15 protein-coding genes are annotated in these 21429 nt (G+C 63.5%); 9 read left to right on the forward strand and 6 right to left on the reverse strand.

Annotated elements, in window-relative coordinates:
• Positions 1-4 precede the first annotated feature (4 nt).
• Positions 5-1330, reverse strand: a complete 1326-nt coding sequence (locus KHO33_RS07610; RefSeq protein WP_200564360.1) for an Nramp family divalent metal transporter — start codon at positions 1328-1330, stop codon at positions 5-7.
• A gap of 121 nt (positions 1331-1451) precedes the next feature.
• A complete protein-coding gene (locus KHO33_RS07615) occupies positions 1452-2429 on the reverse strand; it encodes a ferritin-like domain-containing protein (protein ID WP_200564361.1) in 978 nt (325 codons plus the stop codon).
• Between the two features lie 388 nt (positions 2430-2817).
• Between KHO33_RS07615 and map the strand changes: the two genes are divergently transcribed.
• The 6 genes from map (at position 2818) to KHO33_RS07645 (ending at position 7173) form a co-directional block, all read left to right on the forward strand.
• Positions 2818-3603: a type I methionyl aminopeptidase gene (gene map / locus KHO33_RS07620; protein ID WP_093643903.1), complete on the forward strand. Its 786-nt coding sequence runs from the start codon at positions 2818-2820 to the stop codon at positions 3601-3603.
• Positions 3604-3789: 186 nt separating this feature from the next.
• Positions 3790-4323: a GNAT family N-acetyltransferase gene (locus KHO33_RS07625; RefSeq protein ID WP_054035078.1), complete on the forward strand. Its 534-nt coding sequence runs from the start codon at positions 3790-3792 to the stop codon at positions 4321-4323.
• Positions 4324-4531: 208 nt separating this feature from the next.
• On the forward strand, positions 4532-5365 hold the full coding sequence (gene minC, locus KHO33_RS07630; RefSeq protein ID WP_200564362.1) for a septum site-determining protein MinC: 834 nt from the start codon (positions 4532-4534) through the stop codon (positions 5363-5365).
• A gap of 104 nt (positions 5366-5469) precedes the next feature.
• The gene (minD, locus tag KHO33_RS07635; RefSeq protein WP_054035077.1) at positions 5470-6285 is read left to right on the forward strand and encodes a septum site-determining protein MinD; all 816 of its coding nucleotides are present in this window, start codon (positions 5470-5472) and stop codon (positions 6283-6285) included.
• Positions 6286-6299: 14 nt separating this feature from the next.
• A complete protein-coding gene (minE, locus tag KHO33_RS07640) occupies positions 6300-6563 on the forward strand; it encodes a cell division topological specificity factor MinE (protein WP_054035076.1) in 264 nt (87 codons plus the stop codon).
• A 298-nt stretch (positions 6564-6861) separates the two neighbouring features.
• Positions 6862-7173: a YXWGXW repeat-containing protein gene (locus tag KHO33_RS07645; protein WP_200564363.1), complete on the forward strand. Its 312-nt coding sequence runs from the start codon at positions 6862-6864 to the stop codon at positions 7171-7173.
• A 233-nt stretch (positions 7174-7406) separates the two neighbouring features.
• On the opposite strand, the gene KHO33_RS07650 is transcribed toward KHO33_RS07645, so the two are convergent.
• On the reverse strand, positions 7407-8822 hold the full coding sequence (locus tag KHO33_RS07650) for a chloride channel protein (RefSeq protein ID WP_200564364.1): 1416 nt from the start codon (positions 8820-8822) through the stop codon (positions 7407-7409).
• A gap of 212 nt (positions 8823-9034) precedes the next feature.
• On the opposite strand from KHO33_RS07650, the gene waaC reads away from it, so the two are divergent.
• The gene (gene waaC, locus KHO33_RS07655) at positions 9035-10051 is read left to right on the forward strand and encodes a lipopolysaccharide heptosyltransferase I (protein ID WP_200564365.1); all 1017 of its coding nucleotides are present in this window, start codon (positions 9035-9037) and stop codon (positions 10049-10051) included.
• A gap of 720 nt (positions 10052-10771) precedes the next feature.
• Positions 10772-10909, forward strand: a complete 138-nt coding sequence (locus KHO33_RS07660) for a hypothetical protein (RefSeq protein ID WP_172737638.1) — start codon at positions 10772-10774, stop codon at positions 10907-10909.
• Positions 10910-10972: 63 nt separating this feature from the next.
• On the opposite strand, the gene KHO33_RS07665 is transcribed toward KHO33_RS07660, so the two are convergent.
• From KHO33_RS07665 to KHO33_RS07675, 3 genes are all read right to left on the reverse strand, one after another.
• Positions 10973-11152 carry a hypothetical protein gene (locus KHO33_RS07665; protein WP_054035073.1) on the reverse strand — a complete coding sequence of 60 codons (180 nt, stop codon included), beginning with the start codon at positions 11150-11152 and terminating at the stop codon, positions 10973-10975.
• Between the two features lie 98 nt (positions 11153-11250).
• Entirely contained in the window at positions 11251-12558 is a 1308-nt protein-coding gene (locus tag KHO33_RS07670; RefSeq protein WP_054035072.1) for an MFS transporter, read from the reverse strand.
• Between the two features lie 248 nt (positions 12559-12806).
• Positions 12807-13358, reverse strand: coding sequence for an energy transducer TonB family protein (locus KHO33_RS07675; protein ID WP_200564366.1), 552 nt, complete (start codon positions 13356-13358; stop codon positions 12807-12809).
• 391 nt (positions 13359-13749) lie between these two features.
• Between KHO33_RS07675 and KHO33_RS07680 the strand changes: the two genes are divergently transcribed.
• Positions 13750-21171 (forward strand): non-ribosomal peptide synthetase, encoded by a 7422-nt coding sequence (locus KHO33_RS07680; protein WP_200564367.1) that lies wholly within the window; start codon positions 13750-13752, stop codon positions 21169-21171.
• Positions 21172-21429: the final 258 nt, after the last annotated feature.

Consider the following 21429-nt stretch of genomic DNA (forward strand, 5'->3'; position numbering starts at 1 on the left):
CACCTTATCCCGCGTGGAACGGCGGCCAGGGCGAAATGCCGGCCACTTGCAGCAGCAGAATGAGATTGAGCGCCAGCACCGCGACCGTGCCCGCCACCGCGGCGACCGTGGTCGAGCGGCGATTCCGGTAGCGGCCCATCAGGTCGCCACGCGAGGTGAACCATACCAGCGCGATCATCGGCACCGGTAGCGCGATGCTCAGCACCACCTGGCTCAGCACGAGTGCGCGCGTCGCGTCCACCCCCCAGGCAACCACCACAAACGCCGGCGCCATCGTAACCAGCCGCCGCGCCCACACGGGGATATGAAAACCGACAAAGCCCTGCATGATCATCTGCCCGGCCATCGTGCCGACGACCGAGCTCGACACACCGGACGCAATCAGCGCCGCAAGAAAGAGACCCGCCGCGGCGCCACCAAGCAGCGGCGTGAGCGTGCGCCATGCTGTTTCGATGCTGGCCATATCGGCATGCCCCGCATGAAACGCGCTCGACGCCATGATCACCATCGCCATGTTGATGAGCCCGGCGACGCCGAGCGCAACCACCACCTCGATATTCGAAAAGCGCAGCAACTTGGCGCGCTCACCTTCATTGCGTGGCTTCACGCGGTTCTGCGTGAGTCCCGAATGCAGGAACAGCACATGCGGCATGACCGTTGCGCCGATGATTCCGACGGAAATCGTCAGCGCGTTGCTATCGGGCACGCCCGGCGTGAACGTATGCTTGACGACCGATGACCAATGCACCGGTGCAATCAGCAACTCGGCGAGATACGACAGCCCGATCACACCGACGAGCGCCGCGATCGCCAGTTCGAGCGGGCGGAAGCCGCGCTTCTCGAACTGCAGCAAACCGTAGGTGACGGCGGCGGTGATCAGCATACTCGGCATCATCGGTAGATGCGTGAGCAACGAAACGCCAATCGCGCCACCGACGAATTCCGCCAGATCGGTCGCCATCGCCGCGATTTCGCTGATGCCCCACATCGCGAGCACACAACGGCGTGGCAGGGCCGAGCGGCATAATTCGGCGAGATTGCTGCCGGTCACGAGCCCGAGCTTGGCGGATAACGCCTGAAATAACATCGCCACGATGTTCGCCAATGCGACCACCCAGAGCAGGGTATAGCCGTAACCGGCACCCGCCTGAATATTGGTGGCGAAGTTGCCCGGGTCCATATACGCGATCGAAGCGACGACCGCCGGTCCAACGAACGGCAGCATCGTCCGCAAGCCGCGACGCCGTCCCGCCAGCGTTTCGCGGATATCGAAACAGGTCTGCTCGGTGAGGGTTTGAGGCACGGCGGCTTGGCTGATCGCTTCGTTCATGACTGCTCCTGTCCGTCTTCAAGCGTTCAAGGCAATCCAGATGAAGGCCGGCCAACGGGTGAGCGCGATCGTCATCGCGGCGACCCGTTGCCGGTGCATCCGGCACAGCGCGTTGCGTGCTTCAGGCGCTCATGTTGAGCGTGCCATTTACGCCGTTCGGGAAGAAGCCACCCTTGGTCGCCATCGAACTCGTCAGGTAGACGATGTTGAGCACGTTGCCATAGCCGCGGCTGAAGGCGAGTCCGTTGCTGTCGAGCGGCACGATGTTCGACGAGCCGGACGTCGCGCCTGTGATGCCCTGATCGTCGTGCCCGTTCTGGTCGAGGCTGGCGCGCGCGGCGGAGATCGCGTTGGCTGCGGTGTAGATACTCGCCGTGTCGACGCCTTTTGCAAACAGCACCGTACGCACGAGCCCTGCGTGATACGCCTCGGCTGCGAGGATGCCGGCGGCTGCTTCGAGGAAGGTCTTGTTGGTGATGAGCGGAGAGGCGCCCTTATAGGCCGTCACGCCGACGTCTTCGAAGATGAACGCGCCGAGCAGGAAGTTGTTGTCGTTCGCATACGGATTGAAAGCGACACCCGCGCCGACCAGACCTGCAGCGCGCGCCGCGTTCGAGAACGCGCCGTTCGGATTGGTGCCGCCGATGTCGATCGAGGGCATCGCGACTGCGGCCGAGCCCAACGCACTGCGCAGGAAGGTGACGTGCTCGCGTTCGTCGTTGGCGATTTCGTTCGCATAGGCCTGAACGACCGGATCCTGGAACGGCACCTGCTGCCCTGGAATTACCGCGCCCAGCGTACCTACACCGGACGTCATGCTGGCCGCGAGGCCCGCACCTGTTGTCGCATACGTATAGAACTGCGATTCCAGATATTCCAGATTCAGTGCGAAGTTGAGAATCTCCGGATCGGTCGGTGCACTGGCGGCCGACGCGCTCGAGCCGGAGCCACCGCCGCACGCACTGATCAGCGTGCCGCCGACCAGACCCAGGCCGAGCCCACCAGCGTTGCGGAAAAACTGTCTGCGTTGCAGGCGCCGTTCAACCCGGCGGTCGAATACGTCGATAAGCTCTGCTGATTTATTGCTGGATTCCGACATGGCTATGCTCCTCAGATGGTTCGACGCCAATGCCGCGGACTCGCGACGCATACGCGCGGACAACTGCTATCCACGCGATGCTCAAACGCAAATCGCGGACGCAAAGAGGCCCCGTTCTTCTGAGAAGAACTAAACGATGTGGGGAAGAAATCGAGTCCTCAACTTCTTTACGGCACGAATGCGCTGCCAGATGCAAGCCTCACAAAAGATTTCTCTGCGCGCTCGCAGCGCGAGACAAGCCGACGCTATTTTTCCGGTTCCAGAAAGCCGCTCCGCGTCGTGCGGGAAAAACGCCCGGTGAGCAGGTCCCGTCCGGCTCGCGGAGGCCCTCCGGCGATCCTCTGTACAATTGGCCGATCGTCAACATCGTTTCAGCCCCACCGAATTCATGGCCATTACCTACAAGACTCCTGACGACATCGCCAAGCTGCGCATTTCCGGCCGCCTCGCGGCCGACGTACTGGCGATGATCGGCGAGCACGTCAAGGCCGGTGTCTCCACCGACGAGCTCGACGCACTGTGCAACGACTACATTGTCAATACGCAAAAGTCGATTCCGGCAAATGTTGGCTATCTGGGTTTTCCGAAGACGGTTTGCACGTCCGTCAACCAGGTGGTGTGCCACGGCATTCCCAACCGCAGCGAAATCCTGAAAGACGGCGACATCATCAATATCGACGTCGCGATCATCAAAGACGGCTATTTCGGCGACACCAGCCGCATGTATTGCGTCGGCCAGCCGAGCACGGTGGCGCGCCAGCTGATCGACACAACCTACGAAGCGATGCTGGCCGGCATTCGCGAGGTCAAGCCTGGCGCCACGCTCGGCGATGTCGGCTATGCGATCCAGAAGATCGCGCAGCGCGACGGTTTCTCGATCGTGCGCGACTATTGTGGGCACGGCATCGGCAAGGTTTATCACGAAGACCCGCAAGTGCTGCACTACGGTCAGCCGGGGCAGGGTGTGCGTCTGAAGCCGGGCATGGTCTTCACGATCGAACCGATGATCAACGCGGGCCGCGCCAGCACCGCGGTGCAGCGTGACGGCTGGACCGTGGTCACCAAAGACCGTTCGCTGTCGGCGCAATGGGAGCACATGATCGCCGTGACCGAAGAGGGCTACGAGCTGCTGACGCCGTGGCCGGACGGCACCGGCAATTACGAAGCGCCTTGAACGCAGTGGCCAGCGCGCCTGACCAACCGGCTATCAAGGACGGTGGGCGTGCGAATTGCTGCGCAGCGGGCGCGCGGCGCCTGCACCAGGAACCGCGGCTAAAGTTCGATCCGGCAAATAAGGATTTGACTCGCGCGCCGGTTCGGTTAAAGCTATGCCTTAGGGTTTCAAGGGGTTTTCGTCTGCATGAGTCCGTCATTGACCGTTCGCCGTATCGCCGCTGATCAGGGCGCTGTTTTCCGCGAACTCCGTACTGCGTCGCTGCGGGAGGCACCCTATGCCTTCGGCGAGACGCTAGAGGACGCGTTGTCGGCGGATGCCGCCACCTTCGACGCCACCGCTGCTGAACACGCTGTTTCGTTTGTCTTCACCAGTTTCATTCTCTATACCGAGGGCCATCCAGCAGGACTCATCGAAGCCTATTTCGACGACTCCGAGGCGCGCCGCGCGTTCGTCTGCGAGTTGTGGGTGGCGCCGGCCGTGCGTCATCTGCGAGGTGGCGAGTTGCTGGTCGACACCGCCAGCGCCTGGCTCGCCGGCGAAGGCGCCATGGAAATCTACGCGTGGGTCGCCGACGCCAACCGCAATGCGATGCGCTTTTACGAGGCGCTCGGTTTCGGTCCCACAGGCGAGCATCGCCGCGTCGCGCGTGCGCCCGAGCAGGCCGAAAGCCTGCTGGTGCGGCATGTGCCGACCACATCGCAGGTATTTCAGCAGTGATCTCGCGAGCGGCGCGTCAGCCTGCCGCTCACATCCCATCCGCGTCGCTACAGCGTTCATGGCCAAATGACCGGCCTGGACGCGGCCTGTACGGCCGAGACGTGGCTACGTCATGGGTATTCAGGCCGCCGTGCTGCGTTCTGTCGGCAAAAAAACTCGCTCCCCGCCTGGACGCCTGTAAAATACGCAAAATTTTTTGCCGAACGCTATGTCGCCCAAGAAATCGCCCTTTTTCGAACTCCGCAGCGGCTCTGTCGACACGCTCCTGTTCGTGGTCAAGACAACCGACCTCGACGCGATGCGTGCCGAACTGACCCGGCGCTTCGAGGCGACCCCCGAATTTTTCGCTAACGACGTCGTCGCAATCGACGTGCGCCGGCTCGCCGAGAACGAACGCGTGCCGCTCGCCGACATCGCGCAACTGCTCGACAGCGTGCGCATGCGCCCGGTCGGCGTGGTGGCCAATGCACAGCAGACGTGGGCGGCGGAATCCGCGCTGCCCTTGCTAGAAGCGCGCGACCGTCGCGGCGCGTCCGCTAAATCCGCTGACGAAGAAGCCGCCAATGCGCCCGCTACGGCACCGGCTGCCACCGCAGCGACGGCTACGCCGCCGGCCGATCTGTTTTCGGCAGTAGAGGGCACGCCGGCCACGGCCGCCGCGGTCGACCCCGCGCCGGCCGCCGAGCCTGTGCGCCTCGCCACCTCGTCGCAGACCATGGTGGTCGACAAGCCGTTGCGCTCGGGCCAGCGCATCTACGCAAAGGGCGATCTGGTCGTGCTCGGTCTGGTGAGCTACGGCGCGGAAGTGATCGCGGAAGGCAACATCCATATTTACGCGCCGCTGCGCGGCCGGGCGTTGGCCGGCGTGCAGGGCAATCACGACGCGCGCATTTTCTGTACGTGTCTCGAGCCGGAACTCATCTCGATCGCGGGCATCTATCGTACGACCGAGAACCCGCTGCCGGCCGACGTGCTCGGCAAGCCGGTGCAGATCTGGCTCGAAGAAGAAAAACTGATGATCGAACCGTTGCGGCTCACCTGATCGACGTGAAGCGCGCGCTGCCCTGAACGTACACGGCGCGCGGCGTTCCACGGCAAATATGGCCGCACATAATTGACGAATTTGACGAACACAAGGTAAGGGTAATGGCAAAAATCATTGTGGTGACTTCGGGCAAGGGTGGCGTGGGCAAGACGACCACGAGCGCGAGTTTTGCATCGGCCCTCGCATTGCGTGGCAGCAAAACCGCCGTGATCGACTTCGACGTCGGCCTGCGTAACCTCGACCTCATCATGGGCTGCGAGCGCCGTGTGGTGTACGACCTGATCAACGTGATCCAGGGCGAAGCCAACCTGAACCAAGCGCTGATCAAGGACAAGAAGTGCGAGAACCTCTTTATCCTGCCGGCCTCGCAGACGCGTGACAAGGACGCGCTGACGCTGGAAGGCGTCGAGAAGATCATCAACGACCTGATCGCGATGGACTTCGAATACATCGTCTGCGATTCGCCTGCGGGTATCGAATCGGGCGCGCTGCTCGCCATGCACTTCGCCGACGAAGCGCTGATCGTGACGAATCCGGAAGTCTCCTCGGTGCGCGACTCGGACCGTATCCTTGGCATCCTGTCGTCGAAGACCAAGCGCGCAATCGAAAGCAAGGAGCCGATCAAGGAACACCTGCTGATCACCCGCTACAACCCGAAGCGCGTGAGCGAAGGTGAAATGCTGTCGCTGACCGACATCCAGGAAATTCTGCGCATCGATCTGATCGGCGTGATTCCGGAATCGGAAGCGGTGCTGCATGCGTCGAACCAAGGGCTGCCGGCTGTGCACCTCGACGGTACCGACGTTGCCGAAGCCTATAAAGATGTCGTGTCGCGTTTCCTCGGCGAGCAGAAATCGCTTCGCTTTACCGATTACCAGAAGCCAGGGCTGCTGCAGCGCCTCTTCGGCACCAAGTAAGGGGAGCGCACGTAATGTCGATTCTTTCGTTTTTGCTGGGCGAGAAGAAGAAATCCGCGTCGGTAGCGAAGGAACGCCTGCAGTTGATCATCGCGCATGAGCGCGCCGGCGGCCATGCGCCTGCCGATTATCTGCCTGCGTTGCAACGCGAACTGGTGGCGGTAATTTCCAAGTACGTGAAAATCTCCGATGACGATATTCGTGTGAGCCTGGAACGCCAGGACGATCTCGAAGTGCTCGAGGTCAAGATCGAAATACCGCAGGTGGGTTCCGCGTAATGTGCTGCGCGCTCTGTTTCGTTGCGTCGAGGTGACGTGACGAAGTGGGGCGCGTAAGCGGTGTTGTTGATGTTGTTGCGTCCTCCCGCCGTTTCCCTCCGTCGTTTTTCTCGCCGTCGTCCCCGCTACTTCCGTGTTCATGTGCGCTCGCACAGACCTTCTCACGCGTGCTTTCCAGGCGGCGAAATAATCCGTTGCACTTCAGCGTGTGCCGTTACACGCCCACCGTCAGCGGTTTCGTCCCCTCGCGCATTAAACGGATAACGCCGCATTCGGTGTCCATCCAAAGAGGGAAAACATGAACAAGACCTTTCGCTTGCTGATCGCCAACGCCGTTCTGATCGCGGCTGGCGCATCCGCTGTGGCCTCCGCTTCGGCCGAGGAAGTCGTCGTGATCGCGCCGTCCGCACCGCCGGCCGTGCGCTACGAAGCCGTGCCGGCACCGCGTGTCGGCTATGTGTGGGATCACGGTCATTGGCGTTGGGATCACGGCCGCTATGTGTGGATCGCGGGCCACTGGCAGGGCGAGCGCGTCGGGTACCACTGGGTGCCGGGCCACTGGGTCGAACACGGTCCGAACTATCGCTGGGTCGAAGGCCACTGGGCGTAAGTCCACCGGCAACAACCGCGCGCGGCACGGCGGAATCGACATCGCTCGTGCCGCTCCCTCCAGTTTGACGACACAGGCGTCGCTCGTGCGTCCGGCGTAGCGCTTGCCTGTGTTTCTGAGGAACACGTGATGAAAAAGAATCTGCTTCTGATCGCCGTACTGGCGGTCATGCTGGCCGGTTGCGTGGTGGTGCCGGCACGGCCGGTTTATATGCGCGCACCGGCGGTTGTTGTTTACTGACTCGAAGCGCCGTCTTCAGCAGGCGCATCGCCCGTGATTTCATCGACGGCCGCTGGTTCGGGCACGTCGACTTCGGGAACTTCCGGCACCGGCGCGGGAGCCGGCTGCGGTAGCGGCGCCATATAGCGCTGGGCCAGCGATTCATATAACGGCGGCGCGAAGAGACGCGCCACGCGGCTTGCGATCAACGCGGTGGCCATCAGCGAAATCACCAGCGCATGACCATCGATCATCTCCATCACGATCACGAACGACGTAATCGGCGACTGCGTGACGGCGGCCAGATAGCCCACCATCGCGAGCGCGATCAGCATCGGCAATTGCATCGAGCCGAACACCATGTGCAGCAGATTGCCGAAGCCCGCGCCGATCGACAGCGACGGTGCGAAGATGCCGCCCGGAATGCCCGGCAGATACGAGCCGACCATCGAGATCATCTTCAGAAACGGATAGAACACGGACAGGTGCTCGTGCCCGTCGAGCAGGCCACGCGCTTCCGCATAGCCACTACCGAAGGTCGTGCCGCCGGAGATGAGGCCGACCACCGCGATCACGAAACCGCACAGCGCGGCGAACGCGACCGGCCGCTCGCCGTGCAACTGACGCAGCGGCGCCGGAATCCAGCGCGCCGTGTTCAGCAGCAGCCAGCCGAACACGCCGCCCGCAATACCGGTGACGATTGCCGTGAGCACGACCGCCACCGCCAGCAGATCGGGGAAGTGCGCGCCGATCTGGATGGTGCCGAAATAGGTGTAGTTGCCGTTCAGCCCCAGCGCGATCACACCGGCGATGATGATGGCCGTAATCAGCACGCCACTCGCGCGCGCCTCGAAGCTGCGCGTGAGTTCCTCGATCGCGAACACGATCCCCGCCAGCGGCGTATTGAACGCCGCGGATAAACCCGCTGCCGCGCCCGCCAGCACCAACTGCCGTTCGATCTGCGCGTTCGAGCGTGGGTACAGGCGCCGCAGATTGAACATCAGCGCGGCACCGACCTGCACGGTCGGCCCTTCGCGCCCGATCGTAAAGCCACCGAGAATCGCCAGAAACGACACCGCGATCTTGCCGACCAGAATCCGGAACGACAACAGCCGTGCGCCGTATTCGCCGGGCTTGGCATGCAGGGTGGCGATGACTTGCGGGATGCCGCTGCCTTCGGCGCCGCGGAAGAACCTGCGCGTGAGCCAAACGGCGAGCGCCGCGACCGCGGGCGTGACGATCAGCGGCGCCCACACGTGCCGCTGCTGCATGATGCGGAATTCGCCGTAGCCCCAGTCGATCAGCCTGGCGTACAACACCGCCACGAGGCCGACCGCGATCGCGCCGAGCCAGAAGATGCCGTATTGACGCCACAGGCGTCTCGCGCGACGCACGATTCCGGAAGAGAGGGGAGGAAATGCCCGGGACATGGTGATGTGCTGGCGCAAAGGGTGAATTATAAAGCGCGGCCTAGCGTTTCAACTGTGTGAAAGTATTTTGAAATATAGTAAAGGGGCTGTTCGTAAGGCGCGCAGTGTAACGCCCTGTATTAATGCCAGTCCGGCGCACCGGAGCGTTCGCCGAGGATTTTTCCAATCGTCGGCTAAAATGTTTAGATGTTTGAACAATTAATAGGTCCTCAATGAAGCGAGTCCTGATCGTCAAGGTCACTTCGCTCGGCGATATCGTGGAGGCGTTGCCAGTCGTCGCCGACATCAAACGCGCGTATCCCGGCGTAGAAGTCGACTGGGCGGCCGACGAAGCATTCGCCGAAGTAGTGCAGTGGAGCCAGAGTGTGGACCGCGTGCTTTGCGCACCGCTGCGACGCTTCAAGAAGGCGCGCCGCTGGGGCGATTTCAAGGCAATCTGGGCCTCGATCGCCGAATTGCGCGCCTACCGCTACGACTTCATCATCGATATTCACGGCGTGTACAAGAGCGCGATCATCGCGTTTCTGGCGCGTTCGTCCAAGCGTATTGGCTACCGGTCCAAGGATCTGGGCGAGCGCGGCGCCGCATTTGCCTATACCGGGCGTTTCGGCCCGCGTCCGCAGTGCGATGCGTGGCATGGCATGCGCATCAGCGCGAGTGAGGCGCTGGGCTATGAGGTCGAAGGCCCGCCTGTCTACAATCTGCGCCTGCCCGAGCCGGCCACCGCACCGTTCGCGGCTGACAGCAGGCCGGTCGCGGCGCTGTTTCACGCCACCTCCAAAGACGACAAGAAGTGGCCGGTGCCCCATTGGGTCGCAGTCGGCCGCGAGTTGGCGCAGCGTGGTTTTCACGTGGTGCTGCCGTGGGGCTCGGAACGCGAGCGCGCCGAGGCGGAGCAGATTGCGTCAGGGGTGCCGGGCTCTACCGTCCTGCCGAAGCTGAACGTGACCGAAATCGCGCAGATGATCGACGCGTGCGCGCTGGTGGTCGGCACCGATACGGGTTTCGTTCATGTGGCGCATGGATTGCAGAAGCGCACGGTCATGATTTTCGTGGCGACCTCGCCATCGCATTTCGGCATCCAAGCGCCGTTCCGCTCGATTTCGATCGGCGACGGCCATTCCGTGCCGTCGATCGCCGAGGCACTGAAGGCGATTGATTACGTGCATGGCGACGTGCACAGCGAGCCGCGCGCCGTCGCCATGCAGCACGGATCGGCCGCAGCCTGAGCGCAGCTTTGCAGCGCGGTCGCGCAATCGTTTGGCTAAAAGAAAAGAGGCGCGACGCGCAGTCGCCCAATCAAACGAGCGCTGCCACGGAACGCCTCCGAAAAACGCCCGCGTCGGGGAACTACGGGCGGAGAGGAATCACTGCAATGAACAAACTGACTCAGGTACTGAGCGGCCACCTCAAGTAGCCGCCTCAGTTCTCAACAGACCGCCGGCCGGCGGTCGAGTTCAATGGCTCATTCAACAAGACATGCCGCGCGCATGCCGGCAGATTCGTGTGCCGCTCATCGGCGTCCCGCGGGCGGCTACTCGCGGCCGCTCCCAGCGTTTGGATAAGCGCCGCGCATTACACACCTGTTAAATCTGTCGCTTTTCGTTGAGTGCCTAATTGGCTTAACGTGCGCGCTTCTGCGTGGCGATTGGCTCAGCCATGGTGCATGGAAACGCGTACCCGATATCCATAATCAGCGCCCCGATTCGCGCACCCGCCACGGGCAGGACTTGCGCGGATTGTGCATGTTCAAAGCAGTATAGGCGGTGTTTTTGTCTGATGTGAGTCTGTCGTCGTCGTGCTTCGGATGCCGCGGGTTTCGGGGTCCGAAGGTGTAACACCCCAGTGATTTTCCCTTACAAATCGCAACGTTCGCGCGAGGCAGGGTCGTGTTCAATCGAGTCATTCGGGGTTTCGGCTCGAATGAATCTGACTCGAAGGAGAACAATATGAAACGCTTAGTCCTGACCCTGATCGCCGGCACACTACTCGCAACGGCGCTCGGCGGCTGCATCGTTGCACCGGCGCCTGGCTATTACTACGGCGGCGGTGGTTATTACCATCACGGCGGGTACTACTACCGGTAATGGCTTGCGGCGCGCGTTCGTCTTGAACGTCGCGCCCAACCAGATATCGCGGCGTTCGCCCGCTCAGGCGAGCAGCATTTCGAAAGCGATCACCGCAGTGATGGCAGCCGCGTTCGCGGCCAGTGCTTCCACGACAATGCCTTTCCACGTCGCGGGACGAAATCGCAAAGCCAGCAGCAGCGAACATAGCAATGCCAGCGCGATGATCATCACGATGTCCGCGTTGTGAAGATGAACACTCATCAGAGCCTCCCTGCTTGCCTTAGGGTTATTGGAATCGAGTATAGGCAAGCCAAAAAGACGCGCAAGGCAGGGGATTTACCAGCGCGCCTTTACCCTGATCACATCAGTTGGGCATCGCGGGTTTCGCGCATGCACAGCACGCCGATCAAGCTGACGGCCGCCGCAATCGACACATAAGCGCCCACCCAGGGAAGTCCGCCGTGCGCGGCCAGCACCTGCGCGATATACGGCGCGACCGACGCACCGAGAATCCCGCCGAGGTTATACGACACACCTGCACCGGTATAGCGCACGTTGGTCGGAAACAGTTCCGGCAGCAGCGCGCCCATCGGTGCGAAGGTCACGCCCATCAGGAACAGTTCGATCACGAGGAACAGCAGCACCAGCGGCGTCTGGCCGCTGCCGAGCAACGGCGCCATGGTGAAGCCCGACAGGATCGCTGCGATGATGCCGACGATCAGCACCGGCTTGCGGCCATAACGATCGCTTGCCCAGGCCGACAGCGGCGTGGCGAGCGCCATGAATACGACCGCGATGCACAGCATGCCGAGGAAAGTCGGCCGGGGAATATGCAGGACCGACACGCCGTACGACAACGAAAACGTTGTGGCGTTATAGAACAGCGTGTAGCACACCACCATCGCCAGCGCGCCGAGCAGGGTCGGCAGCCCGTGCTGGGAGAACAGCGTGGCGATTGGCACCTTCACGCGTTCCTTGCGTTCGATGGCCGCCTGGAAGGCGGGCGTCTCGGCGATCTTCAGGCGCACATACAAGCCGAGCACGACGAGCACCGCGCTGACGAGGAACGGCACGCGCCAGCCCCAGCTACGGAATTGCTCGTCGCTCAAAGACAAGGCCAAGGCGAAGAACAGACCGTTCGATGCGAGAAAGCCGATCGACGGCCCCAGTTGCGGGAACATCCCGAACCAGCCGCGTTTGCCGGCCGGCGCGTTCTCGGTGGCAAGCAGCGCGGCGCCGCCCCATTCGCCGCCAAGGCCGATACCCTGGCCGAAGCGCAGCACGCACAGCAGGATCGGCGCGAGGCTGCCAATCGAGTCGTAGCCGGGCACGAAACCGATCAGCGTGGTCGACACACCCATCACCAGCAGCGAAGCGACCAGCGTCGATTTACGGCCGATCCGGTCGCCGAAGTGGCCGAACAGGAACGAGCCGATCGGCCGCGCGACGAAGGCGATACCGAACGTGACGAAAGCCGACAACGCCTGGGCGGTCGCCGAGCCGTGCGGGAAAAACACCGGTCCGATGACGAGCGCCGCAGCGGTTGCGTAGACGTAGAAATCGTAGAACTCGATCGCGGTGCCGATGAAGCTTGCGAAGATGATCCGCGCGCTGCTGGTCTGCCCGGACGCATTGGGCTGGGCCGCGGAAATCGGCGAAGTGGACATGCAGGGTCTCCTTATGTCGTGATGCCGTCCGGCGCCGTACTTCGATGGGCGGCCGGCGCGTGGTCAGGCGGCATCTTTGTTTAAGTTCGTGTGCTTCGGCGCGTCTCACCGGCGGTTGAAGCCTGGCTCGGCGCGGGCGATGAAGCGACAGCTTACAACGGCGGACGTCAGCCGTCAGCCGTCAACGCTTGCGCGCAAAAGCGGACATACCAGGGGAGCAACCAGGTGGGGTGCGTGAGGCGTTGCGTTCAGTCGATGGTCTGCGCTTGCGGCGAGGCGAACTCGCGCAGCTGGAATTTTCCGTTGTCGTTGAACAGCCAGTCTTCGAACAGTTCGAGCTGGCCACGGCCATTTAGCAATTTGCCGGGCGGTTGCGGCAGCGGCGAGGCGCGCCGCAAGGAGGCGAGCGCGGTGCTTTCGGCTTCGTCGTCGCCATTGGTGCGATACACCGACGACGCCAGCACCCGGCCATCGCGATCCACCGTGAATGACACGACCACCAGCGAGCGCAGCATCGCTTGCGGCGTGCCGCGCAACACAAAGGAAGGGCTGCGTTCGACGATGCGTTGCGCGACCGCGCTGCGGTACTGGTCGAGCGTCGCACTGTTGACGGCCGCCGGCGGCGTGATGACAAGCGGGCGATCAGGTGGCGTGATCGTGCAGGCTGCGAGAGCTGCGAGCGCCAAAATCGAAGCTGCCGTGAGCGCCGAAGTGGCGCTATGCGCATGCGATAGGGAAGCGCTAACGCGTGCAGCGAAGCGTCCAGTCAAGCGGCGAAGGTGACGTGTGCGAGTGGACATCGTCGAGGAAAGCACTGTGACAGGATCTAACTTGATGGTAGTCAAAAAACGCCAGGATGCAATTGTCGTTGACCCTGTATGCCGATCCCGAGCCATGTGATTCGACTTGTTTGTATGCCGGGCATGGCGTCCTTTCCATTGCCTTTCCGCTGCGTGCATGAGCGCATTCAGTCTGATGCGATCTGCCTGACACAAACCGTGTTTAAACAAAGTTTGTCACGCCGATCCGCATACAGGAGGACTTCTAAGAGTTCTCCTATGGTGTCGACAGCCTCACGTCAATAGCGTGGGCCGGACCATCGGGCGAAGCGCCGCGGCGCGGTCATGAACCGCGTGCGACCGGCGCTACGCGAGCCGATCGGTCCTGTTCATCCCGACAACGAGGTATCGTTTGGAACACTCTTCCTTTGCGTTGACGCGCACGCAATCCCGCACGTTGGCGCACGCCGCCGCCGATCCCAATCTCTGCGCCGTTTACCGGATCGACGGCTGTCCGGACGTCGAGCGTCTGTCCTTTGCCGTGGCGCAACTGGTGGCCCATTGCCGGCCGCTTGCCTACCGGCTCGTCGAAGCCGAACAGGGCATGCGCTGGGTCATCCGCCGCGATGTGCACGCGGAACTGAACGTCATCGATCTCGACAGGCGCGACGCGCGTGACGAGAGAGCCGTGCTGTCGTTGATCGACGGCCTATGTGCGCGTGCCTTCCGCATGGATGCGGGACTGCCGTGGGCGTTCACGCTGCTACGCGCCGGCGCGCACAGCTATCTTGTGTTCGCCTGCCATCCCGCCTTGCTTGACCGTTTTTCGCTGACGCCGTTGTTCAACGCGCTTTCCCAGACCTATCGCGGCGAGGCGCCGGGCGCGCCGCTCGGCATCGATCAGCAAGGCCTGCTCGACGCCGAGCGCGAACTCCTTGCGAGCGACCGTTTGCAGACCGACCTCGATTTCTGGATCGGCCAGGTGGGCGACGCTTCGTTCGAATGGCATGCGCCGCGCCGCCAAAACGCGCTCGCCGACAGCAGCTTTACGGTGCGCCTCGACGCGCAAACAGGCGCTGCATTGCGCAATGAAGCAAAAGCGCTCAACGTCGCGCCCGACTTGCTGATCAAACTGTGTGTTCACGTGCTGCTGCGCCGCATGACCGGCAGCCGTGCGGTGCTTACCGTGCATCACCAGCGCGGCCGCTGCCAGCGCGGCGAGACGATCGGTTTCGACGAACGGCGGCGTCTCCTGAAAACCGACTTCGACAACACGATGACGCTGCGGCAGTTTCTACGGCACGCTGCGGCGCGCGCCGGGATGGCCGATTTTCACGCCGAACTTCCGGCTTTCGAAGTGCTGCACGACATCGAGCGGCGCGAGCCGGGTTTCGTACGCGCGACCAATGTGGTGTGCGAGACCGACAGCCTGCCCTACGACGCGCTCGCGCTCGGCACGCTGCCGGCGGAGTTGCTCGCACCGTACTCGCGCCGTTTCTCACACGAGGACGTGGGCGTCTATCTCGATGTGCGCGAGGAGATCGCGTTGCACGTGCATAGCCGCCATCCTGAGGAACTCGACGGCCTGCGTCTTGCGTTCGAGCATTTGACGGCGTTGCTCGGGCGCCTCGGCGAGAGTCTCGAACAGAAACTCGATGCGCTCGATCTTTATACGCCGGCGTTGCGGCAGCAGTGCGCAGCCTGGTCCGATGGCGGCCCGCTCGCGGCACCCGCGCGCGACGTGCTCGATCTGTTCGCGCAGACAGCGCTCGAGCACGCCGGGCATCCGGCGGTCAGCGGCCCGGACGCCGCTTTCACGTACGCGCAACTGGCGCTTGCCGCACAGCGCGTGGGCGCAGCCCTTGCCGCGCTCGAGCCGGACGCACAGCTTGGGCGCGATGCGTTGATCGGCATTTGCGTCTCGCGCGGTGCACGCGTCGTTCCGGCGATGCTCGGCGTGCTCGCCAGTGGCGCGGGCTATTTGCCACTCGATCCGCAAATGCCCGATGAGCGTTTGCGCTACATCGTCAAGGATGCGCAACTGCGAGCGGTGATTGTCGACGCGGCGACGCACGAGCGCTTAAGCGCGCTGGCCGATTGCGCGCTGCACCGGATCGAGGATCTACTGAATGGTCCGCCGGCCGGGGCGACCACTGCGCACCGTGCGCCGGCCGCCGATCCGCAGCGTACCGCTTATGTGATCTACACCTCAGGCACGACGGGCAAACCCAAGGGTGTCGTCATCGAGCGGGGCATGCTGGCGCACCTGATCGCTTCGCTGACCGGCCGCTATCGGCGCGATGCAGCCACGCGCTGGCTGCAGTTCGCGTCCGTCAATTTCGACGCCAGCGTGCTGGAGATCTTCAATCCGCTGACGCACGGCGGCCACCTGATTGTCGCGCCCGAAGCGGTGCGCACCGACGCCGATGCGCTGTCCACCTTCCTCAGCGCCGAACGCATCACGCATGCGTTCCTGCCGCCGGCGATTCTCAAGCTGCTGCCGCGGCGCGCACTGCCGCATCTGGATACGGTGTTATGCGGCGGCGAAGCGAGCGACGACGAGACGATCCGCTTCTGGTCGGGCGTGCTGCGCCTGTCGAACATCTACGGGCCGACCGAGACCACCGTGATGGCGACCGAAAACACCTTCGACGGCGACAAACCGGCCAATCAACTGGGGCATCCGCTTCCCGGCTACCAGATTCATCTGCTCGATGAGGAAGGCGCAGTGGTGCCGCTCGGGGGGATCGGCGAGATCTGCATCGGCGGCGCGGCCGTTTCTTGCGGTTATCTGCTGCGGCCCGAATTGACCGGGCGCAAGTTTCGGGCGAATCCGTTCGGCCCGGGCCGTCTCTACCGTTCCGGCGACCTCGGCCGTTTCCAGCCGGATGGCGCGATCGAGTTCCTCGGCCGCAGCGATTTCCAGGTGAAGATTCGCGGCTACCGGATCGAGCTCGGTGAGATCGAGGCCAGCATCGTCGAGCAGCCGGAGGTGCGCAGCGCCTATGTCGGCACGTGCGAGCGCCAGGGCGGCACGGCGCTGGTGGCCTGGTATGTGGGTGCCGCGCTGGAGCCGGCGGTGCTGCGGGATCGGCTCGCGCAACGTCTCGCACATTACATGGTGCCGGCGTTCCTGTTGCCGATCGAGGCGCTGCCATTGACACTGAACGGCAAGATCGACCGCAGCAAATTGCCGCCGCCGCAAGCCGGTCCGGCTGACTCCGCAAACCATGTCTTCGACGCCTTCGAGCTGGCGGTGCAAGCGATCTGGTCGGAGGTGCTGGGCGTGCCGCTCGAGGGCGTCGGCGAGCACAGCCACTTCTTCCAGTTGGGTGGCCACTCGCTGCTCGCCACGCTCGTGTGCAACCGCATCAACGCGAGCTTGTCCGCGCCGGTCAAGTTGAAGACGCTGTTTGAGTATCCGCAGTTCGACGCCTTCTGTGCAAAGGCGAGGCAGAGCGTCGAGCCAGGCGCCGCGCTGCCGCCGCTCGTCGCGCAGTCAGGCACGCAACCCTGCGCACCCATGCCCGCCCCAGTGGCAAGCCGGCTCGTGCGGATGATGCACAGCCGCGCGCTCGGCAAGCCTGACGATAACGCCTACAACATTGTCATGCAGGTGGACTTCGGCGGGGCCGCGAATCCGTTGCGATTGCACGAGGTGCTCGTCGCCGTGCTCGCGCACAACCCGATTTTCAACGCCAGCTTCGTGGAACGCGGCGGACAATTGCTGGTGCTGCCGGGCACCGCGACCCCGCCGACGGATTTGCGTATTCCGCTAGAAAGCTGCGATGCCGGCGCTATCGACGCGCGTGCCGAAGCCATGCGCGCGCTGTGTTTGCCGCTCGACTGTGCGCCGTTGTGGCACGCGCAACTGCTGATGTCGCCGCACGAGCACCGTACCACCTTGCTGTTCTGCATTCATCACGCGATTTTCGACGGCTGGTCCTTCAAGCTGTTGCTGGATGAACTGACGTCGCGCTACGAAGGCAAGCCCGTTTCCGGAGAGCGGCTCTCATGGTTCGACTACGGCCATTGGGCGCTGCAACTGGCGTCGTCGCCCCGCTTCAACGCCGCGCGCGACTACTGGAAGCGCAAGCTCGACGCTGTTGCCTTGCGCACCGAATTGCCGTTCGACGCAGTGCAGCGCGAGCCGAACGCGAACCGCTCTTTGGCGTTGCATGTGCGGCCTGCCCAGATGCGGCGCCTGAAGCAGATTGCCGAGGCGCACGACATGACTTTGCCGCCCGTGCTGTTCGCGCTCTACCTCGTATGGCTGTGGCGCGTGAGCGGCCAGCAGCAACTGGCCTGCGCCTATCCGTATGCGGGCCGCGATGTCCCGGGCAGTGAGGGGATCTACGGCATGTTCGTCTCGATGGCGGTGTTGGTGCTGCGCATCGACCCGCGGCAAGGCTTTGGCGAACTGGCGCTCGCGGTGCAACGCCAGATGCTCGAAGACCGCGATCATCTGCTCGCCACGCCTTACGACACCGATAACGGTCAGCTCGGTGCACTGAACACGATTTTCAGTTTGCAGAACGGCATTGAGCTGAACGGCCGCATCGGCGAGGCGGCGTATCACGCCGAGGAGCGTCCTCCGTTGACGTCGAAAGCGGATCTGTCGGCGATTTTCTATTTGCGGTCCGATGGCGGTCTGGACGGGCGCTTCGAATATGACAGCTCGGTGCTGCACGCGGCGTCAGTCGAGCGGATGGCCGAGGTGTTCATGACGCTGTGTGACGCTGCGGCTCACCAGCCTGATGCGCCGGTCGGCGGGCTCGCCTGGCTGAGCGACGCACACCATGCGCAGTGTCTGAGCTTCGCTTGCGGCGAACCGCTACCGGATGCACCGCAGTCGATCCCTGTGCGTTTCGCCGAGGTGGCAGCGGCGCACGCGTCGCGCGTTGCCGTGCGCTGCGGCGAGCAGCAGCTCAGCTATCGCGAACTCGACGCGCTCAGCGATGCCATTGCCCGCGGCTTGTCGGCCTGCGTGCCGCCCGGTGCGCGCATCGGTTTGAGCATGCAGAAGAGCGTCCTGCTGGTGGCGACCGTGCTGGGTGTGCTCAAAGCGGGATGCGCGTACGTGCCGCTCGACCCAGCTTATCCCGCCGAGCGCTTGCGCTATTTCGTCGAAAACTGCTCGGTCGATACGGTGCTGGCCGATGAGCCGAGCCGCTGCGCGCTGGAGGCCGCAGGTCTTGGTGAATTGCGCAAACTTGACCCGGCGATGCTGGCGAACGGGACGGCGGACACCGCGGCGGAAACGGAGGCTCGGGCGGAGACTGACGCGCAGAAGGTGGCCGGGAAGCCGGCGGAGAAGCCGGCCGAAGAGCAGACAGGGCACGTGCGCCGACTGCACGCTGTCGGCCCTGAGGCGCTTGCTTATGTGATCCACACGTCGGGCTCGACCGGCAAGCCCAAGGGGGTGCTGGTCGAACACCACAGCGTGGTTCGGATGGTCGCCGGCGCGAGCCGCGCGCTCGGCTACGCGCCGGGCAGCGTCAGCACTCTGGCGGCGTCCACCAACTTCGACGCGAGCGTGCTCGATCTGTTCCTTGCGCTACTGCACGGCGGCACGCTCATCGTGCTGCCGGAGGAGGCGCGCCGCGATCCGGTGCTGCTGCACAGGTTATTGAAGGCGGAGCGCGTCACGCACGCATCGCTTGCACCGGTCGTAGTGCAGAGCTTGCCACGCGAGCCGCTGCCCGATCTGCAACTGCTCGGCTTCGGCGGCGATACGCTGGACGAACCGAGCGCGGCCTGGTGGAGTGAACACACGCAACTCTTCAGCCTGTACGGCCCGACCGAAATCACGGTGATGGCCTCGTGCGGGCAAGTGCTGCCGGGCGGGCCGAGCCGCATCATCGGCAAGCCGCTGCCGGGCTACCGGCTCTATCTGCTGAATGCCCAGCGGCAACTGACGCCGCCCGGCTCGGTCGGGGAAATCTATATCGGCGGAGAGAATCTGGCGCGGGGCTATATCAATCAGTCGGCCATGACGATGGAACGCTTCGTGGTCGATCCGTTTCGCGATGCACCGTACGCGCTGATGTATCGCACCGGCGACCTCGGCCGTTTTCTCGCCGACGGCACGATCGAATACTTCGGCCGCAACGACGCGCAGATCAAGCTGCGTGGTTTCCGCATTGAACTTGGTGAGATTGAGAATTGCATCGCGGCCGCGCCTGGTGTCGCGCATGCTGCCTGCCGGGTGTGGGGCGAGGGCGAGGCGCGCTATCTGGCTGCGTACTACGTGGCCGCGCCGGGCGAAGGCGGCGCACTCGATGAAGACACGCTGCGCCGTCATGTGGCGCAGGCGCTGCCCGACTACATGGTGCCAGCGTGTTTTATCCGGCTGGACGTTCTCCCGGCATCGCCGAACGGCAAACACGATCGCAAAGCCTTGCCGGCGCCGTCACGCGCAGGCGGTACGCCGCCGCGCGAAGGCGTCGAGCAACGCATCGCCGAAATCTGGCAGACACTGCTGCGCGTCGCCGGCATTGGCCGCGACGATAGTTTTTTCCGGCTCGGCGGCAATTCGATTCTGGCCGTGCGGATGCAGGCGCAATTGCGCGATGCGCTTGGCATCCAGTTTCAGATGGCGGCGTTTTACCGTTCGCCGACCATCGCGACGCTCGCGGACGGCGGTCACGAGGACATGATCGAACGCGCGATTGCCGACGCAGCGCAGCCATTCGTTGTCGAGCAGGCCGCGCAAGCTTTTTCTGACGCCGTCGAAGCAGCGCCGATTCGCACGATGCTGCTGACCGGCGCGAGCGGTTTTCTCGGCATTTACCTATTGCACGCGTTATGCACGCAGCTCGACAAAGTGATCTGCCTGCAACGCTGTCCGAGCGCCGCGGCCGGGCGCGCTGTCTTGCAGGACAAGGCGCGCGAGGCAGGTCTGGCAATCGACTTCAGCCGCGTCGACGTGATTCCCGCCGATCTTGCCGCGCCGCAGCTTGGACTCGACACACCACGCTGGCGGCAACTCGCCGGCGAGGTCGACGCGATCCTGCATTGCGGCGCGTTCGTGCATCACCTGCATAGCTATGAGGCGATGAAGAGTGCGAATGTCGGCGGCACCGAGGCATTACTGCGGCTCGCGCTGACGCAGCGGCAAAAACCGTTCTGCTTCGTCTCGACGCTGTCGGTCGGCGAGATGCTGGCGGGTGCCCGGTGCATCGACGAGCGCGTGAATGACGCTCGTCCGATGCTGGACAACGGCTATCTGCTGACAAAGTGGGTGGGCGAGCAACGGGTCGCGGAGTGTGCGCGCCGTTTCGGTCTGCCGGCGGTGATCGCGCGGCCGGGCAATATCACCGGCCACAGCCGTACTGGCTTCAGCAACTTCGCGCACAACCATTTCTGGCTGTTCAACAAAGGTTGCCTGCAACTGGGCGCTTATCCGGAAACGGCGCAGGAAGTGGAGATGATGCCGGTCGATCTGCTTGCCGACGCGGTGACGGCGGTGGCACTGCATCCGCGTGCCGGCTTACGGGTGGCGAACCTCAACAATCCGCGCGTGCTCACCCAGCGGCAGTGGTTCGCTGCGCTGGCTGCTTGCGGTTTGCGTGCCGAGCCGCAGCCGGCGGCTGACTGGCAAGGGCGACTGGCGGACCTCGACGCGTCGAATGGTTTGGCGCTGATTCGCGACTTTTACACGGGCGATCTGTCCGCTGCGCCCTTGCCGGTCGAACAGATCGGAACGTTGACGGAGCTGGCGCGCCACGGCGTGGATCTAACGGTCGACTACGGTGCGCTGATCCGGCTCTACGTCGGGTATCTGCGCGATGCGGGTTTTCTTGACCCATTGCCGCAGGCGGTAGTGCCCTAAAGCGCTCTGGGGGGCGCAAGCGGCGGGCCGTACAGCGCCGGTTCAGCTTGCGCTGCGAACCATTGCACGCTTTGTAACAGGCTGAAATATGACCGGATTTGCCGGCGGCCAAAACACGCCTACACTTCGATGGCCTCTTTCGAGAGGCATCGGTGGAAGTCTTTCATTTAGCCCGCTTCGCGCGGGCTTTCTTTTTTGCGCGACGCTTTGCGCAAGCAATCCAGTTGGCCGGCCGTGAAAACGAAAAAGGCGAACCCG

The organism is Paraburkholderia nemoris, from assembly GCF_905221015.1.
Lineage (GTDB): Bacteria > Pseudomonadota > Gammaproteobacteria > Burkholderiales > Burkholderiaceae > Paraburkholderia > Paraburkholderia nemoris.

What these genes read in the sequence shown, in the direction of transcription:
- minE (WP_054035076.1), top strand. Translation starts at nt 6,300, where the DNA reads ATGTCGATTCTTTCGTTTTTGCTGGGCGAGAAGAAGAAATCCGCGTCG.
- KHO33_RS07625 (WP_054035078.1), top strand. Translation starts at nt 3,790, where the DNA reads ATGAGTCCGTCATTGACCGTTCGCCGTATCGCCGCTGATCAGGGCGCT.
- KHO33_RS07615 (WP_200564361.1), bottom strand. Translation starts at nt 2,429, where the DNA reads ATGTCGGAATCCAGCAATAAATCAGCAGAGCTTATCGACGTATTCGAC.
- KHO33_RS07665 (WP_054035073.1), bottom strand. Translation starts at nt 11,152, where the DNA reads ATGAGTGTTCATCTTCACAACGCGGACATCGTGATGATCATCGCGCTG.
- minD (WP_054035077.1), top strand. Translation starts at nt 5,470, where the DNA reads ATGGCAAAAATCATTGTGGTGACTTCGGGCAAGGGTGGCGTGGGCAAG.
- KHO33_RS07610 (WP_200564360.1), bottom strand. Translation starts at nt 1,330, where the DNA reads ATGAACGAAGCGATCAGCCAAGCCGCCGTGCCTCAAACCCTCACCGAG.
- map (WP_093643903.1), top strand. Translation starts at nt 2,818, where the DNA reads ATGGCCATTACCTACAAGACTCCTGACGACATCGCCAAGCTGCGCATT.
- waaC (WP_200564365.1), top strand. Translation starts at nt 9,035, where the DNA reads ATGAAGCGAGTCCTGATCGTCAAGGTCACTTCGCTCGGCGATATCGTG.
- KHO33_RS07670 (WP_054035072.1), bottom strand. Translation starts at nt 12,558, where the DNA reads ATGTCCACTTCGCCGATTTCCGCGGCCCAGCCCAATGCGTCCGGGCAG.
- minC (WP_200564362.1), top strand. Translation starts at nt 4,532, where the DNA reads ATGTCGCCCAAGAAATCGCCCTTTTTCGAACTCCGCAGCGGCTCTGTC.
- KHO33_RS07675 (WP_200564366.1), bottom strand. Translation starts at nt 13,358, where the DNA reads ATGTCCACTCGCACACGTCACCTTCGCCGCTTGACTGGACGCTTCGCT.
- KHO33_RS07645 (WP_200564363.1), top strand. Translation starts at nt 6,862, where the DNA reads ATGAACAAGACCTTTCGCTTGCTGATCGCCAACGCCGTTCTGATCGCG.
- KHO33_RS07650 (WP_200564364.1), bottom strand. Translation starts at nt 8,822, where the DNA reads ATGTCCCGGGCATTTCCTCCCCTCTCTTCCGGAATCGTGCGTCGCGCG.
- KHO33_RS07660 (WP_172737638.1), top strand. Translation starts at nt 10,772, where the DNA reads ATGAAACGCTTAGTCCTGACCCTGATCGCCGGCACACTACTCGCAACG.